This window comes from Stenotrophomonas sp. B1-1 (genome assembly GCF_010894375.1).
Classification (GTDB): domain Bacteria; phylum Pseudomonadota; class Gammaproteobacteria; order Xanthomonadales; family Xanthomonadaceae; genus Stenotrophomonas.
In genome coordinates, this window is record NZ_JAAIUZ010000006.1 from 208,909 (window position 1) to 224,373 (window position 15,465).

A 15,465-nucleotide genomic window follows, 5' to 3' on the forward strand; every position below is an offset into this window, starting at 1 on the left:
AATCTTCAGGAATGCGAGGAATCGGAATGGGAGGCGACCGGTGCGCGGTCGGCGTCGCTGGGCTGGAAACCACCACCCAGCGCCTTGCTCAGGCGCACCGAGGTCTGCACCTGCTGCGACTGCAGGCCGGCCAGCTGCTGCTGCGACTGCAGCAGGGTGGACTGCGCGCTCAGCACGTCCAGGTAGCTGCCGATGCCGGCGCGGTAGCGCTGCTGGGCGATATCGAAGGCGGCACGGGCGGTATCCACCGCCTGCTGCTGCGACTGCGCCTGCTGGCCCAGCGAGCGCACCGCGTTGACCTGGTCGGCCACGTCGCGCAGCGCATCCAGCACGGCCTGGTTGTAGTTGGCCACGGCCAGGTCGTACTGCGCATCGGTGTTGGCCAGGTTCGCGCGCAGCTTGCCGCCTTCGAAGATCGGCAGGCTCAGCGCCGGGCCGATGTAAGCGAAGGTGGAACTGCTCTGCAGCAGGTCACCCACGTTCGGCGCCACCACGCCGGCCAGCGCGGTCAGGTTGAAGCTCGGGTAGAACTTGGTCTTGGCCACCTTGATCTGCTTGTCGGCCGCTTCCACGCGCCAGCGCGCGGCGACGATGTCCGGGCGACGGCCCAGCAGCTCGCTGGGCAGCACGCCCGGCAACTGCAGGGCGAGCGGGTTCAGCGGCTGCGGGCGTTCGATCGACAGGCCACGGTCCGGGCCCTTGCCGACCAGCGCGGCCAGTGCGGTGCGGCCGGCGTCGATACGCTGCTGGGCGGCCTGCAGCTGCTGCTGCGCGGCCGGCACGCGGGCCTCGGCCTGGCGCACCTGCAGGTCGCTGTCGATGCCGGCGCGGCGGCGCTGGCGGGTCAGCTCCAGCGACTTCTGCGAACGCGCCAGTTCTTCCTCGGCCACATCGTTGAGCTGCCACGCATAGGCCAGTTCGGCGTAGGCCTGGGCAATGCCGGTGGACAGGTTCAGGCGTGCCGCCTGCGCGTCGACGGTGGCCGCGTGTGCGCCATCCACGGCCGCTTCCCAGGCGGCGCGCTTGCCGCCCCACAGGTCGATGCCGTAGCTGAAATCGAAGGCGACCTGGCCGCTGCCGCCGTAATGGCCGCCCACTTCATCGCCCACCATCGATTCGGGCAGGCGCACACCGGTGTAGCCACCGGACACCGACAGGCTGGGCAGGCGATCAGCACGTGCGGTGCCGACCTGCGACTGGGCCTGGCGCAGGCGCGCGTCGGCCGCGTCCAGACTGGGGTGGCTGGCCAGCCCTTCGGCAATCAGCGCATCCAGCTGCGCGTCACCGAAGGCCTTCCACCAGTCCTGGGCGGGGAAGCCGGCCGCGCTCAGGTCGCTGTCGGCCAGGGTGCGTTCGCTGTGCAGGCTGTCCACGTCCAGGACGTGGCCCTGCGGGGTCAGGCCGCGGCTGCTGGCGCAGGCGGCCAGGGCCAGGGCCAGCGCAGATACCAGCAGCGCACGCCCGGACCGGCGGAGAGTAAGGGACGGGATCGGGTTCATGGGGTCGTCAGGGAATCGCGGATACGGGTCAGGAGGGACAACAACAGCGCGCGTTCGTCAGCGGACAGATCGCGCAGGGCGAAATCCATCACCGCGTTGCCGCGCTTCTGCAGCCGTGCCCACAGGGCGCGGCCTTCATCGGTCAGCACGATCTGCAGCGCCCGGCGGTCCTGCGCATGCGGCTCGCGGCGCACGCAGCCCAGCGCTTCCAGCTTGTCCAGCAGGCGGGTCACCGCGCTGGGCACCTGGTCGATGGCCTGGGCCAGTTCGTTGGCCGTGCACGGGGCCATGCGCGCCAGCAGCTTCAGGCCGATGTAATGGGTGAAGCCGATGCCGAGGTCTTCTTCGGCCATGGACGCATCGAGCTGGCGGACCAGGCCGTCGCGCACCTGGCGCAGCAGCAGGCCAAAGCTGGGGGGGCCGAAGCCGGCCGGGGTCGTGGGAGGACAGATCATGGGAGAGCATTTTCTTCCAAAAAAAATATTTCTCAATGGAAATATTCGATCTGGCATCAAATGCTGTGTTGCAGCAATGGGCTGGATTCGATGAAGGCGCACACCTTAATGGGCCTCTAGGCTGGCCCGGTAGTACAATCCAGCCAATGAATGTCACATTCCAGCCACCCCCGGCGCGCGTGAACGCCGGTGAACCGGGCCCACCCACCCTGCTGCGCGAGGTGGCGCTGGACTGGTTCGAGCGCAACGATGGCCCGCCGATCATCGCCTTCCGCTTCGACAGCCCACAGGGCCTGGCCCGTGAAGTGGACTGGCACCACCATGCGCGGGCGCAGCTGATCTGCGTGGAACGCGGCCTGCTGACCACCCGCACCTCGCACGGCACCTGGTCGCTGGCGCCGGGTTCGGCCGGCTGGATGCCGCCGCTGGAAGCCCACACGGTCAGCCTGGACGGGCCGATGCGCGGCTGGGGCATGGCCCTGGCCGCGCCCCTATGCAGCGACCTGCCCGCCGACCCCTGCGTGCTGGGCTTGTCACGGCTGGCCCAGGCGGTGGCCGAGCGCATCTGTGAGTGGCCGCTGGAATACGAAGGCAGCGAGGACCGCCGCCACATCATCCAGGTCATGCTGGATGAGATCCGCAACGCGCCCCGCCAGCGCATGCACCTGCCCATGCCGCGTGACCGGCGCCTGCTGAAGATCGCCTCGCAGCTGCTGGCCGAACCGTCCGACGAGCGCAGCCTGGCCGACTGGGCACACTGGGCCGGGCTGTCGCCGCGCAGCCTGACCCGGCACTTCCGCGACGAGACCACCCTCAGCTTCGCCCAGTGGCGGCAGCAGGCGCGGCTGGCCGAGGCCCTGCGCCGGCTGAGCGAGGGCCACAGCGTGGCCGACATCGCCCACGCACTGGGCTTCAGCAGCGCCAGCGCCTTCGTCACCGTGTTCCGCCGCCACTTCGGCCTGCCCCCCGGGCGCTACCTGGCCCGGGTCGGCAATGGCCTGGAATCGACCCTGGACCCCGCGCGCGGCTTGGCATCCCCCGCCGCATCCGGATAATCAGCGTATTGAGAGCGCCGACCGCCGTCTTCGCCTCCCGACATAGGTAACAACGCCGCATGACCGAACTTGCCCGCCCCGTGTTCCACGGTTTCGAACAACTGCCGCTGCGCGAGTACGCCGAACGCGCTTACCTCGACTACTCCATGTACGTGGTCCTGGACCGCGCCCTGCCGTTCATCGGCGACGGCCTGAAGCCGGTGCAGCGCCGCATCATCTATTCGATGAGCGAGCTGGGCCTGAACGCCGCGTCCAAGCCGAAGAAGTCCGCGCGTACCGTCGGTGACGTCATCGGTAAGTACCACCCGCACGGCGACAGCGCCTGCTACGAAGCACTGGTGCTGATGGCCCAGCCGTTCTCGTACCGCTACCCGCTGATCGAAGGCCAGGGCAACTTCGGTTCCAGCGACGACCCGAAGTCGTTCGCGGCCATGCGCTACACCGAATCCAAGCTGACCCCGATCGCCGAAGTGCTGCTGGGCGAGCTGGGCCAGGGCACCACCGACTGGGCGCCGAACTTCGACGGCACGCTGCAGGAACCGACCTGGATGCCGGCGCGGCTGCCGCACCTGCTGTTGAACGGCACCACCGGCATTGCCGTGGGCATGGCCACCGACGTGCCGCCGCACAACCTCAACGAGATCGTCAGCGCCCTGCTGCACCTGCTGGACGATCCCGACGCCAGCGTGCGCGACCTGTGCGAACACGTGAAGGGCCCGGACTATCCGTCCAACGCCGAGATCATCACCGCGGCCAACGACCTGCGCAACATGTACGAAACCGGCAACGGCAGCGTGCGTGCACGTGCGACCTTCACCAAGGAAGCCAACAACATCGTGGTGACCGCGCTGCCGTTCCAGGTGTCGCCGTCGAAGGTGATCGAACAGATCGCCGCGCAGATGCGCGCCAAGAAGCTGCCGTGGCTGGAAGACATCCGCGATGAATCCGACCACGCCAACCCGGTGCGCGTGGTGCTGGTGCCGCGTTCCAACCGCGTGGACGCCGAACAGCTGATGGGCCACCTGTTCGCCACCACCGACATGGAGCGCAGCTACCGCGTAAACCTGAACGTGATCGGCCTGGACGGGCGTCCGCAGGTGAAGAACCTGAAGACCCTGCTGAGCGAGTGGCTGGCATTCCGCAGCAGCACCGTCACCCGCCGCCTGCAGCACCGCCTGCAGAAGGTCGAGCGCCGCCTGCACCTGTTGGAAGGCCTGCTGGTGGCGTTCCTGAACCTGGACGAGGTGATCCACATCATCCGTACCGAGGACGAACCGAAGGCGGCGCTGATCGCGCGCTTCGGGCTGTCCGAAGACCAGGCCGAGTACATCCTGGAAACCAAGCTGAAGCAGCTGGCCCGCCTGGAAGAAATGAAGATCCGCGGCGAGCAGGACGAGCTGGCCAAGGAACGCGAGAAGATCCTCAGCATCCTGGACAGCAAGGCCAAGCTGAAGAAGCTGATCCGCGACGAGCTGCAGGCCGATGCCAAGAAGTTCGGCGACGCGCGCCGTTCGCCGCTGGTGCAGCGCCAGGCCGCGCAGGCCATCGACGAAACCGAGCTGGTGCCCAGCGAGCCGATGACCGTGGTGCTGTCGGAGAAGGGCTGGATCCGAGCCGCCAAGGGCCACGACGTCGATGCGTCCGCCCTGTCCTACCGCGATGGCGACGCCCTGCAGGGCGCCGTGCGCGCACGCAGCACCCAGCAGGTCGCGTTCCTGGACAGCGAAGGCCGCGCCTATTCCACGCCGGTGCATACCCTGCCCTCGGCGCGCGGCAATGGTGAACCGCTCACCGGCCGCTTCTCGCCGGCGCCGGGCACCAGCTTCGTCACCTTGGCCAGCGCCGAACCGGACACCCGCTTCGTGCTGGCGTCCACCCACGGCTACGGCTTCGTCACCCGCTTCGAGAACCTGATCGGCCGCAACAAGGCCGGCAAGGCCATGCTGAACCTGTCGGCCGGCTCGTCGGTACTGACCCCGGCGGTGGTGGCCAACGTGGCCACCGACCGCATTGTGGCGGTCACCAGCTCGGGCAACCTGCTGGCGATCACCGCCAGCGACCTGCCGGAACTGGACAAGGGCAAGGGCAACAAGATCATCGAGATCCCCAAGGCCAAGCTCGCCACCGAGCGCGTGGTGGCCGTGGTGGCCATCAGCCCGGGGCAGACCCTGCAGGTGCGCAGTGGCCAGCGCACCATGGGCCTGAAGTTCAACGAACTGGAAGCCTACCTGGGCGCCCGCGCCACCCGCGGCCACCTGCTGCCGCGCGGCTGGCAGAAGGTCGAAGGTCTGTCGGTGGAGTGACGGCGCGGGGTCGGATCCCTTTCCCATGGAAAGGGCTCTGACCCCGGCCCCGCGACCCCGGCCCCCCGCTTCGGTAGGTGTCAACCTTGGTTGACACGCCCCGGCGGCCAGCAGACACGAAAAAGCCGGGGCATTCCCCGGCTTTTTCGTTTGTCGGCTGGCGGGCGGCGGAGCGGCTGGCTGGCGAAAGCGGGCGCGCGATGCTCCAGTGCTGGCGGGCGACAGAACGTTGTAGAGTCGAGCCATGCTCGACTCGGATCCAACAGCAGCCGAGCATGGCTCGGCTCTACATGAAGCGAAGCAGCCGGGCATGGCCCGGCGCCACCTGCAGATCAATGCGCCGGGGCGCCGCCGCTTTCGATCTTGCTCAGCTGGTACAGCTCCAGGCCGATGCGCTTGATCAGGCCCAGCTGCTGTTCCAGCCACCAAGCGTGGTCTTCTTCGGTGTCCTTCAACTGCGCCAGAAGGATGTCGCGGCTGACGTAATCGCCGTTCTCCTCGCACAGCTTCATGCCGGCCGCCAGGTTGTTGCGCACGGCGTACTCGGTGTCCAGGTCCTTCTGCAGCATCTCTTCCACGGTCTTGCCCGGCTCGCTGGCGTGCGGGCGCATGTCCGGGTCGCCGCCCAGGAACAGGATGCGGCGCAGCAGGGCATCGGCGTGCTGGGTTTCCTCTTCCATCTCGTGGTTCAGGCGTTCGTACAGCGCGAACAGGCCCTGGTCCTCGTAGCGGCGGGAATGGATGAAGTACTGGTCGCGGGCAGCAAGTTCGCCGCGCAGCAGTTCCTTCAGGCAGGCGATGACGTCCGGATTGCCTTTCATGGGGGGAGCTCCTGTGAATCGATGGCGCCCATGGTGCCCCATCTGAAATCACGGTGATCTAATCAGAATCAGTCGCAGTTGCGCTCGCGATGCGGCCGGTCACCGGCTGTGGCTAGAATCGGGGTTCACCTGCTCACGGGCCCTGTCCATGCGTCGTTGGCTGCTGCGGTTGTTGTGGTGTGTGCTGGCCCTGGTGGTACTGGCCAGCCTGGCGATCTGGCTGCTGCTGCGCGGCAGCCTGGCCGAGCTGGACGGCGAACGTGCCCTGCCGGGCCTGTCCGCGGCCGTCAGCGTGGAGCGCGACGCGCGGGGCGTGGTCACCATCACCGCGGGCAACCAGACCGACGCCATGCGCGCACTGGGCCGCGTGCACGCGCAGGAGCGTTACTTCGAAATGGACCTGATGCGGCGCAGTGCCGCCGGCGAGCTGTCCGCCCTGTTCGGGCCGGCGGCCATCGAGGCCGACAAGCGCATGCGCGTGCACCGCCTGCGCGCGCGCACCGACGCCCATCTTGCGCAGGCGCTGGGCAGCCAGCCGGCCGTGGTGCAGGCCTACGTGGCCGGCGTGAACGAAGGGCTGGCCGCGCTGCCGGTGCGGCCGTGGGCCTACCTGCTGCTGCGCCAGGCGCCACGGCCCTGGCAGGCCAGCGACAGTGTGCTGGCCGGGCTGGCCATGTATGCCGACCTGCAGGACCCGGCCAACCAGAACGAACTGGCGCTGGCGCGCATCCGCGCGGCGGTGCCGCCGGCGCTGTACACGCTGCTGGCCCACGACGGCAGCCAGTGGGATGCACCGCTGCTGGGCGAACCGCGCGGCAACGCGGCCCTGCCCGATGCCACCCAGCTGGACCTGCGCACGCTTGCCGCCGTGCCCGCCACCGGCGCGGCGGACGCCGATGCCGTGGGCAGCAACAACTTCGCAGTGGATGGCACGCTGACCCGCGACGGCCGCGCCATCGTGGCCGACGACATGCATCTGGGCCTGCGCGCGCCGGCGCTCTGGTTCCGCGTGCGGCTGCGCTATCCCGATCCCGGTGCACCGGGCGGCCGGGTCGACATCAGCGGCTTCTCGCTGCCGGGCGTGCCGGCGGTGATCGTGGGCAGCAACGGCCACGTGGCCTGGGGCTTCACCAACAGCTACATCGACACGGCCGACTTCCGCCGCGAACCGGCCGATGCGGCCGTGACCGTGCACGAAGAACGCATCGACGTGGCTGGGCAGGCGCCGGTCCGCTTCCCGGTGCGCGAAAGCGCCTGGGGGCCGATCGTGCACACCCATGCAGACGGCAGCGGCGACGCGCTGCGCTGGGTCGCGCAGCTGCCGGGTGCGGTGCGCATGGATTTCGCCGACATGGCCCGCGCTGGCACGCTGCAGCAGGCGCTTCAGGTGGCCGACCATGCAGGCATTCCGGCGCAGAACCTGGTCATTGCCGATCGCAGCGGGCGTATCGCCTGGCGCCTGGTGGGCGCACGTCCCGACCGCGGCTTGGGCTGCCTGCCACAGGGATTCAACGACAACCTGGACACGCCCGACTGCGCGCCCTGGGGCATCCGCAGCGATGCCGCTCCGGCGCTGATCGACCCGCTTGAGCATCGGCTGTGGACCGCCAACAGCCGGGTGGTGGACGAACAACGACTGGCCACCGTCGGCAATGGCGGTTACGACCTGGGCGCACGGGGCCAGCAGATCCGCGACCTGCTGGTCGCGCGCGATCGCTTCGACGAACACGCGCTGCTGGCCATCCAGCTGGATGATCGGGCGGTATTCCTGCAGCGCTGGTGGGCGCTGCTGCAGGAGGTGACCGCCAACAGCAGCGACCCTGCGCTGCAACGGCTGCATGCGGCCAACGCGCACTGGGACGGCCGCGCATCAGTGGGTTCGGTCAGCTACCGCATCACCCGTGGCTTCCGCGGCAAGGTGCTCGATGCCGTGGAGGGCGCCCTGCTGGCACCGGCCAAGGCGCAGCTGGGCGATGACTTCCTGCCGCCGCGGCTGGCGCAGCTGGAAGGCGTGGTCTGGCCGATGCTGGAACAGCGCCCGGCGAATCTGCTGCCGCCGGGCGTGGCCAGCTGGGATGACCTGCTGGCCACGGCCGCACGCGAACTGGAGGCCGACCTGTCGCAGCAAGGGCCGCTGCAGGAGCGCACCTGGGGCGAACGCAACACCGCGGCGATCTGCCAGCCGGTGGCGCGCGCCCTGCCCGCCTTTGCCCAGCGCTGGCTGTGCATGCCAGCCGATCCGCTGCCCGGCGACCGTGACATGCCGCGTGTGCAGGGGCCGAACTTCGGCGCATCGCAGCGCATGGTGGTGTCGCCCGGCAACGAAGCCGACGGCATCGTGCACATGCCCGGCGGGCAGAGCGGGCACCCGCTGTCACCGTACTGGGGCGCCGGCCACGAAGACTGGGTACACGGCCGCCCGACCCCGTTCCTGCCAGGCCCCGCGCAGCACACCATGACCCTGGTGCCAGCCAGGTAACCGTAGCGTCGAGCTTGCTCGACTGCTTTTGTTGTAGAGCCGAGCCGTGCTCGGCTGGTTCTGGTTCAGTCGAGCAAGCTCGACTCTACAAGAGCGGAAGTCGAGCATGGCTCGACTCTACAAAAGCTACCGCGCGGTGCGGCGGCGCTCGATCAGGTTCAGCAGTGGCCCGGTCATCGCGGTGGTCACCAGCGCCATGATCACCAGCACCGCGAACAAGCGATCGCCCAGCAGGCCCAGTTCGTAGCCCAGGTTCAGCACGATCAGCTCCATCAAGCCGCGGGTGTTCATCAGCGCGCCCAGGCGCCAGGCCTCGCGGCTGGGCATGCCGGTGCTGCGCGCGGCACTGAAGGTGCCCAGCAGCTTGCCCGCCGTGGCCACCGCAATCACCACCACGCACAGCAGGATGTCCTGGGTCTGCAGCGCATCGGCGCGCATGCGCAGGCCGGTCATGGCGAAGAACAGCGGCAGCAGCAGGGTCACCGCGAACGGTTCCACCCGCGCCATCAGCAGGTGCCGCAGCTGCTCGTTGGACGACACCGCCACGCCGGCGGCGAACGCACCGAACAAGGCATGGATACCCAGCATTTCGGTCACCAGCGCGCTGGCCAGGGCCAGCAGCAGGATGCCCAGCAACCAGCGCCCCTCGCGCCCGGCAACAATCTGCTGGCGCGCGAACCAGGGCTTCACCACGCCCAGCATGATCGCCACGAACAGCACCACGCACACCAGGTTCAGGCTGGCCGTCAGCCAGCCGGTGGCCTGCGCGGCAGCCACGATCAATGCCAGCAGGCACCACGCCGTGGCATCGCCCAGTGCAGCGCAGGCAATGGCGGTCTGCCCCAGCGGGCTGTGGGTGATGCCGCGGTCGGCCAGGATGCGCAGCAGCACCGGGAAAGCGGTGATGCTCATCGACACGCCCACGAACAGCGCGAACGCGGTGAAGCCCACGCCCTGCGGCCCATGCTGCGGGTACAGCCACACCGCCAGCAGCACGCCCAGCACGAATGGCACGGCAATGCCGGCGTGGCTGACGGTGAACGCGAACCGGCGGCGCCCGCGCAGTGCGCCCAGGTCCAGTTCGGCACCGGCCACCAGCAGGAACATCAACACGCCCAACTGGCTGAGCATGCCCAGCGGCCCCAGCGACGCGGCCGGGAACAGCAGGCCATGGACCTGCGGCAGCAGACTGCCCAGCAGCAGCGGCCCCATCATCAGGCCGGCCGCCATTTCACCGATCACCGCCGGTTGCCCCAGGCGCTTGAGCAGCGCGCCGGCACCCTTGGCCACCAGCAGCAGCACCAGCAGCTGCAGCAGGAACAGCCCCAGCGGCGAGGTCAGGTGATGGGCCCAATCGGCGCCGACCACGGCTTCGGCCTTGGCCGCCGCCACCGGCACGCCCGGGCCGGCATAGCGGGCCAGCAACAGGCCGGCCAGCAGCGGAAGCGCGGCCCAGGCCAGGTAGCGCCACCCCCATTTCATCGGCGGCGCGTGGCCTCCGTTCTGTACGTCCATGAACATTCCCCAATGCGCAGGGGGCCGATGATACTTGCTTGCGCCGGGCATGGCCCGGCGCTACCGGTCATCGCTCAGGCCAGGGCCTGTTCGTGCACGCCGGCGATGGCGCGGCCGGACGGATCGGCGGCCGCGGCGAAGCTGGCATCCCAGGCGATGGCCGCCGGCGACGAACAGGCAATCGACTTGCCGCCTGGCACGGTTTCCGCGGCGGCATGGCTGGGGAAGAACTGCTCGAACAGGTGGCGGTAGTAGTACGCCTCCTTGGTCTGCGGCGGGTTGTGCGGGAAGCGCTTGTCGGCGGCCGCCAGCACGCGGTCGCTCACCTGCGCTTCGGCATGTGCCTTCAGCCCGTCGATCCAGCCGTAACCCACGCCATCGCTGAACTGCTCCTTCTGCCGCCACAGGATGCTGTCGGGCAGGTAGCCATCGAAGGCCTCGCGCAGTACCGCCTTCTCGATGCGGCGGCCACCGAAACCGGCGCCGACCATCTTGTGGGCGGCATCGAAGCGCATCGCCACGTCCAGGAACTGGCGGTCCAGGAATGGCACGCGCGGCTCCACGCCCCAGGCCATCATCGACTTGTTGGCACGCAGGCAGTCGTAGTTGTGCAGGGCATCGAGCTTGCGCACCAGTTCCTGGTGGAATTCGCGCGCATCGGGCGCCTTGTGGAAGTACAGGTAGCCGCCGAAGATCTCGTCGCTGCCTTCGCCGGACAGCACCATCTTCACCCCCATCGCCTTGATCCGCCGTGCCAGCAGGAACATCGGGGTGGACGCGCGGATGGTGGTCACATCGTAGGTTTCGATGTGGCGGATCACTTCCGGCAGTACGTCCAGACCTTCTTCGAAGGTGTATTCGAAACCGTGGTGCACGGTGCCCAGCGCTTCGGCGGCCACCGCGGCGGCGGCCAGGTCCGGCGAACCCTGCAGGCCGATAGCGAAGGAGTGCAGGCGCGGCCACCAGGCTTCACTCTGGCCGCCATCTTCGATGCGGCGGCGGGCAAAGCGTGCGGCCACCGCCGCCACCAGCGACGAATCCAGGCCACCGGACAACAGTACGCCGTAGGGCACATCGCTCATCAGCTGGCGTTCCACCGCCTGTTCGAAGGCCTGGCGCAGCTCGGCCAGGTCGGCCTGGCGCCCTTCCACATCGGCGTAGTCGCGCCACGGTTGCTGGTAATAGCGGACCAGTTCGCCGCTGGCGCTGTCGTAGTAATGGCCCGGCGGGAACTGCGCCACGTCAGCACAGGTGTCCACCAGCGCCTTCATTTCCGAGGCCACGCGCAAGCGGCCCTGGGCATCGTGGCCCCAGTACAGCGGCACCACGCCGATCGGATCGCGGGCAACCAGCACGCGACCGGCATCGCGGTCCCACAGGGCAAAGGCAAAGATGCCGTTGATCTGCTCCAGCCACTGCGCCGGCGCACCGCCCTGGCGGTACAGCGCGTTGATCACCTCGCAGTCCGAACCGGTCTGGAAGTCGTAGGGCTGGGTCAGGCCCGCCTTCAGCGCCTGGTGGTTGTAGATTTCGCCGTTCACCGCCAGCGCCAGCTGCCCGTCCGCCGACAGCAGCGGCTGCGAACCGCCGGCCGGATCGACGATGGCCAGGCGTTCGTGCACCAGCAGTGCGCCTTCGTCCAGGTATACCCCGCTCCAGTCCGGGCCGCGGTGGCGCTGCCGCTGCGACAGTTCCAGCGCGTGGCGGCGCAGGGCGGGAAGATCGTCACCGGCCTGCAGGCCGAAGATGCCGAAGATCGAACACATGGGAGGGCTCCTGTTGTGGGGGATTACACGGGGGGAAGGTGTTCGACCGGCCAACCAGGCCCGGGCAGGCTGCACCCGGGCACAAAAAAACCCGCATCGACCGATGCGGGTTTTCTGGTGTCCGGGCGTATGAAGCTGTCTATCTACCCAGGGCGCAGTCCCGCATCGGCCGCGCACGATTATTCGTGCGCAGATTATTGCGGTTGGTATTGACGGCGGTGGCCAGGCGGATCGACATGGGATTGAAGCTACCCCGCTTTCCGCGGCCGTGCAACAGTTGCGTCGGCAACCAGAGCAGGCCGCAGACAGCGCCGCAACGGCATACTGCGGCCCCGCCATGAATCGACCACTGGAATGCCACACCGCATTGGACGCCCCCTGCCCCACCTGTTCGGCCTGGCCTGTGCGCTGGCCCTGGGCGCCTGCAGCAGTCCAGCGCCGCGCACGCCGCCCGCGCTGGCCGCCACCTGGGAACGCGAGGCCGCCGATGGCCGCTTCGAGAGCGCCTTCAGCGCCGCCGAGTACTTCGAGGTGCGCAATGACCGGCGTGCGCTGGATCTGTATGCCCGGGCGGCCGCCGCGCAGCCGTGGACGTTCCACAACACCCGGGCCGAAGCAGCGCTGGGGCGGATCTGGAGCGAGGGCACGCTGCGCCACGGCACGGCGCCCGACGTGGTCACCGCGCCGCCCATCCGGGCATCGTGGCGACGTGGCGAGCGCTGGTATCTGGCCGCCGCCCAGCATGGCAATCCCTATGCATTCGCCGACCTGGCCCAGACCTACCGGCAGCGTGGCGACGCCGCGCAGGCGCTGCGCTGGGACCTGCGGCAGATGGTCTACAAGCGCCTGCCCTCACGCTCATCCGGACTGCCGGCCGCACTGGCAACGCAGGACGGCACGCCGCACCCGCAGCTGGTGAGGCTGCAGCGGCGCGCTGCCCGTGGCGATGCCGATGCCCAGGTGGACCTGGGCGCGGCGCTGGAGCGCGGCGTCGGCCTGCCGCGTGATCCCGCGCGGGCGCTGCAGCTGTACCAGCAGGCCGGCGAGCATGGCCATGTCTTTGGCCAGTACTTCGCCGGCCTGCTGCTGGGCCGCGGCGCACCGGGCGTACCGCGCGACCGCGATGCCGCCGCGGCCTGGTTCGCGCGTGCCGAAGCACAGCGCTTCTACATGGCCGCACCGTCGTACTGGCAGCGCGCAGTGGAGCCGCCGATGTTCAACTTTTCGGAATAGAGACGGCGCTGTGCACGGCCAAGCCGGCATCACAAGACTGCCCCTGCGCCGCAGAGTTGGCGAGAATGCACCTTGGCTTGAAACAACGGCAGTACACATGGCCCAGGCTCGTTTCCACGGCGAAACCATCGACCGCGCGCGCATGCAGGCGATTGTCGCCGCCCATCCGCGCGCGGCGCGCTTCGAGGAATGTTCGTTCGAGCACGGCGATTTTTCCCGCCTGGACATGGACGGGTTCCAGTTCGACCACTGTGCAGTGGCCGGGTCGCAGTGGCTGGCGGCCTCGCTGGAGGAAACGCAGTGGAGCCGCTGCCGTGGTGCCGGTGTCGATTTCACTTCGGCCCAGCTGAGCGATTCGCGCTTTGAACACTGCGATCTGAACAACAGTCACTGGCGCCGCTCGACGCTGTCGTCGGTGCAGTTCCTGGGCTGCAAGCTGACCGGCGCGCAGCTGCAGGAAGCCGGTGGCTGGCTGCTGTCGTTCCGCGATTGCCTGGTGGTCAGCGCCGACCTGCGCGGGCTGTCATTCCGCAAGTCGCCGTTGTGCGGCAATGATTTTTCCGAAGCCGATGTCTCCGGCTGCGACTTCCGCGATGCGGTGTTCGAGGGCGGCAGCCTGCGCAACGTGCAGGCACGACTGGCGCGCTTCGATGGTGCCGACCTGCGTGATACCGATATCAGCGGGCTGAACGTGATGGACGCCAAGCACTTCCGCAAGGCGCGCATCTCGCATGCGCAGGCGGCTGCGGCGATGGCCGCGTTCGGCTTGATCGTGGGGTGACTTGCCCCGGGTGTGACACCGGGCCGGCGCCCGCCAACGGGCACCGGCCAGTGCAGGCGCTGGATCAGGCCAGCAGTCGTTCCAGCAGGCGCTGGTACAGCCCGGGCAACGCGTCCAGTTCGTCCACGCGCACGTTCTCGTCCACCTGGTGGATGCTGGCATTCACCGGCCCCACTTCGATGCACTGTGCGCCCAGCGGCGCGATGAAGCGTGCATCCGAGGTACCGCCACCGGTGCTTTCTTCCGGCGCCCGGCCGATGTGCTCGGCCAGCACCGCGCGCGCGGTGGCGCGCAGGGTACCTTCGGGGGTGTAGAACGGCTCGCCGCTGCGGTGCCACTTCAGGCTGTACTGCAGGCCGTGGCGGTCCAGCAGCGCGCTGATTTCTGCTTCCAGCTTCGGCGCGTCCCAGTGCGGGTTGTAGCGGATGTTGAAATCCACCTCCAGCACGCCGGGAATCACGTTGTTGGCACCGGTACCGGCATGGATGTTGGAGATCTGCAGGCTGGTCGGCGGGAAGCTCTCATAGCCCTCGTCCCAGCGCCGCGCACTGAGTTCGGCCAGCGCCGGTGCGGCCTGGTGGATCGGGTTGCGCGCCTTGTCCGGGTAGGCCACGTGGCCCTGCACGCCCTGCACCTGCAGCTTCGCCGACAGGCTGCCGCGTCGGCCGACACGCAGCAGGTCGCCCAGGGTTTTGGTGGACGACGGTTCGCCGGTGATGCACCAGTCGATGCGCTGCCCGCGTTCGGCGAACAGACGCGCGACGTGGCGCACGCCATCGATGGCATCGCCTTCCTCATCGCTGGTCAGCAGCACGGCCAGCGTGCCGGGATGGTCGGGGTGGGCGGCAACGAACTGCTCGGCGGCCACCACGAACGCGGCCACGCTGCCCTTCATGTCGGCCGCGCCGCGCCCGTACAGCACACCGTCGCGGATCTGCGGCACGAACGGATCGCTCTGCCAGGCCTCGCGCGGGCCCGGCGGCACCACGTCGGTGTGGCCCAGCAGCACCAGCACCGGCGCGCCGCTGCCGTGGGTGGCCCACAGATTGTCGACCTCGCCCAGCCGCAGGTGCTCGCAGTGGAAACCGGCGGCGGCCAGGCGATCGCCCAGCAGCGCCTGACAACCGGCATCGTCGGGGGTGACCGACGGCCGCGCGATCAGCTCGCAGGCCAGGTCCAGGACGGCGCTCACGCGCCGCCCACGCCGAAGCGCGCCTTGAAGCCGTTGTCACTGAAGCCCTGGCTGACCGTGCCGTCAGCGGTGACCACCAGCGGACGTTTAATCAACTGCGGGTACTCGCGCAGCAGCAGCTTCCACTCCGCGTCCGAATCGGCGGCCTTGCGGTTGTCCGGCAACTGCCGCCAGGTGGTGGACGACTTGTTGACCATCGCGGCCAGGCCGCCCAGCTGCGCGGCCCATTCCAGCAGCGTTTCCGGGCTGGGCTTGTTGTCGCGGTAGTCAACGAAGGTGTACGCCACGCCGAAGCGGTCCAGCCACTTGGTGGCCTTCTTGCAGGTGTCGCAGTTCTTCAGGCCGTAGACGGTGGTGGTCATGCAG

At 68.8% G+C, this 15,465-nt stretch carries 12 protein-coding genes; 5 read left to right on the top strand and 7 right to left on the bottom strand.

Features of this window, described 5'->3' with window-relative positions; genetic code table 11:
• Positions 1–5 precede the first annotated feature (5 nt).
• Entirely contained in the window at positions 6–1,499 is a 1,494-nt protein-coding gene (gene emrC / locus G4G00_RS05615) for a multidrug efflux transporter outer membrane subunit EmrC (RefSeq protein ID WP_108752609.1), read from the bottom strand.
• Positions 1,496–1,954, bottom strand: a complete 459-nt coding sequence (locus G4G00_RS05620) for a MarR family transcriptional regulator (RefSeq protein ID WP_164271748.1) — start codon at positions 1,952–1,954, stop codon at positions 1,496–1,498. The genes emrC and G4G00_RS05620 overlap by 4 nt, the downstream gene beginning before the upstream one ends.
• A 146-nt stretch (positions 1,955–2,100) precedes the next feature.
• Here G4G00_RS05620 and G4G00_RS05625 point away from each other — a divergent pair, with 146 nt between their 5' ends.
• Both G4G00_RS05625 and parC read left to right on the top strand, forming a co-directional pair.
• Positions 2,101–3,009: a helix-turn-helix transcriptional regulator gene (locus G4G00_RS05625; protein WP_108749083.1), complete on the top strand. Its 909-nt coding sequence runs from the start codon at positions 2,101–2,103 to the stop codon at positions 3,007–3,009.
• A 59-nt stretch (positions 3,010–3,068) separates the two neighbouring features.
• The gene (gene parC, locus G4G00_RS05630; RefSeq protein ID WP_108752607.1) at positions 3,069–5,312 is read left to right on the top strand and encodes a DNA topoisomerase IV subunit A; all 2,244 of its coding nucleotides are present in this window, start codon (positions 3,069–3,071) and stop codon (positions 5,310–5,312) included.
• A 332-nt stretch (positions 5,313–5,644) separates the two neighbouring features.
• Here the strand turns inward: parC and bfr are convergent, their stop codons facing one another.
• Positions 5,645–6,133 (bottom strand): bacterioferritin, encoded by a 489-nt coding sequence (bfr, locus tag G4G00_RS05635; RefSeq protein WP_108749081.1) that lies wholly within the window; start codon positions 6,131–6,133, stop codon positions 5,645–5,647.
• Positions 6,134–6,281: 148 nt separating this feature from the next.
• On the opposite strand from bfr, the gene G4G00_RS05640 reads away from it, so the two are divergent.
• Positions 6,282–8,612 carry a penicillin acylase family protein gene (locus G4G00_RS05640; protein WP_164271751.1) on the top strand — a complete coding sequence of 777 codons (2,331 nt, stop codon included), beginning with the start codon at positions 6,282–6,284 and terminating at the stop codon, positions 8,610–8,612.
• A 126-nt stretch (positions 8,613–8,738) separates the two neighbouring features.
• Here the strand turns inward: G4G00_RS05640 and G4G00_RS05645 are convergent, their stop codons facing one another.
• Both G4G00_RS05645 and asnB read right to left on the bottom strand, forming a co-directional pair.
• The gene (locus G4G00_RS05645; protein ID WP_108752605.1) at positions 8,739–10,133 is read right to left on the bottom strand and encodes a cation:proton antiporter; all 1,395 of its coding nucleotides are present in this window, start codon (positions 10,131–10,133) and stop codon (positions 8,739–8,741) included.
• Between the two features lie 68 nt (positions 10,134–10,201).
• Positions 10,202–11,893 carry an asparagine synthase B gene (gene asnB / locus G4G00_RS05650; protein WP_108755782.1) on the bottom strand — a complete coding sequence of 564 codons (1,692 nt, stop codon included), beginning with the start codon at positions 11,891–11,893 and terminating at the stop codon, positions 10,202–10,204.
• A 354-nt stretch (positions 11,894–12,247) separates the two neighbouring features.
• Here asnB and G4G00_RS05655 point away from each other — a divergent pair, with 354 nt between their 5' ends.
• Positions 12,248–13,126: a tetratricopeptide repeat protein gene (locus G4G00_RS05655; protein ID WP_164271754.1), complete on the top strand. Its 879-nt coding sequence runs from the start codon at positions 12,248–12,250 to the stop codon at positions 13,124–13,126.
• 97 nt (positions 13,127–13,223) lie between these two features.
• The gene (locus tag G4G00_RS05660) at positions 13,224–13,907 is read left to right on the top strand and encodes a pentapeptide repeat-containing protein (protein ID WP_164271757.1); all 684 of its coding nucleotides are present in this window, start codon (positions 13,224–13,226) and stop codon (positions 13,905–13,907) included.
• 64 nt (positions 13,908–13,971) lie between these two features.
• Here G4G00_RS05660 and dapE read toward each other — a convergent pair whose 3' ends face one another.
• Together dapE and G4G00_RS05670 are read right to left on the bottom strand one after the other, a co-directional pair.
• Entirely contained in the window at positions 13,972–15,099 is a 1,128-nt protein-coding gene (gene dapE, locus G4G00_RS05665) for a succinyl-diaminopimelate desuccinylase (RefSeq protein WP_164271760.1), read from the bottom strand.
• A complete protein-coding gene (locus tag G4G00_RS05670; protein WP_164271763.1) occupies positions 15,096–15,461 on the bottom strand; it encodes an arsenate reductase in 366 nt (121 codons plus the stop codon). Before G4G00_RS05670 ends, dapE begins: the two co-directional genes overlap by 4 nt.
• Between the last annotated feature and the right edge of the window lie 4 nt (positions 15,462–15,465).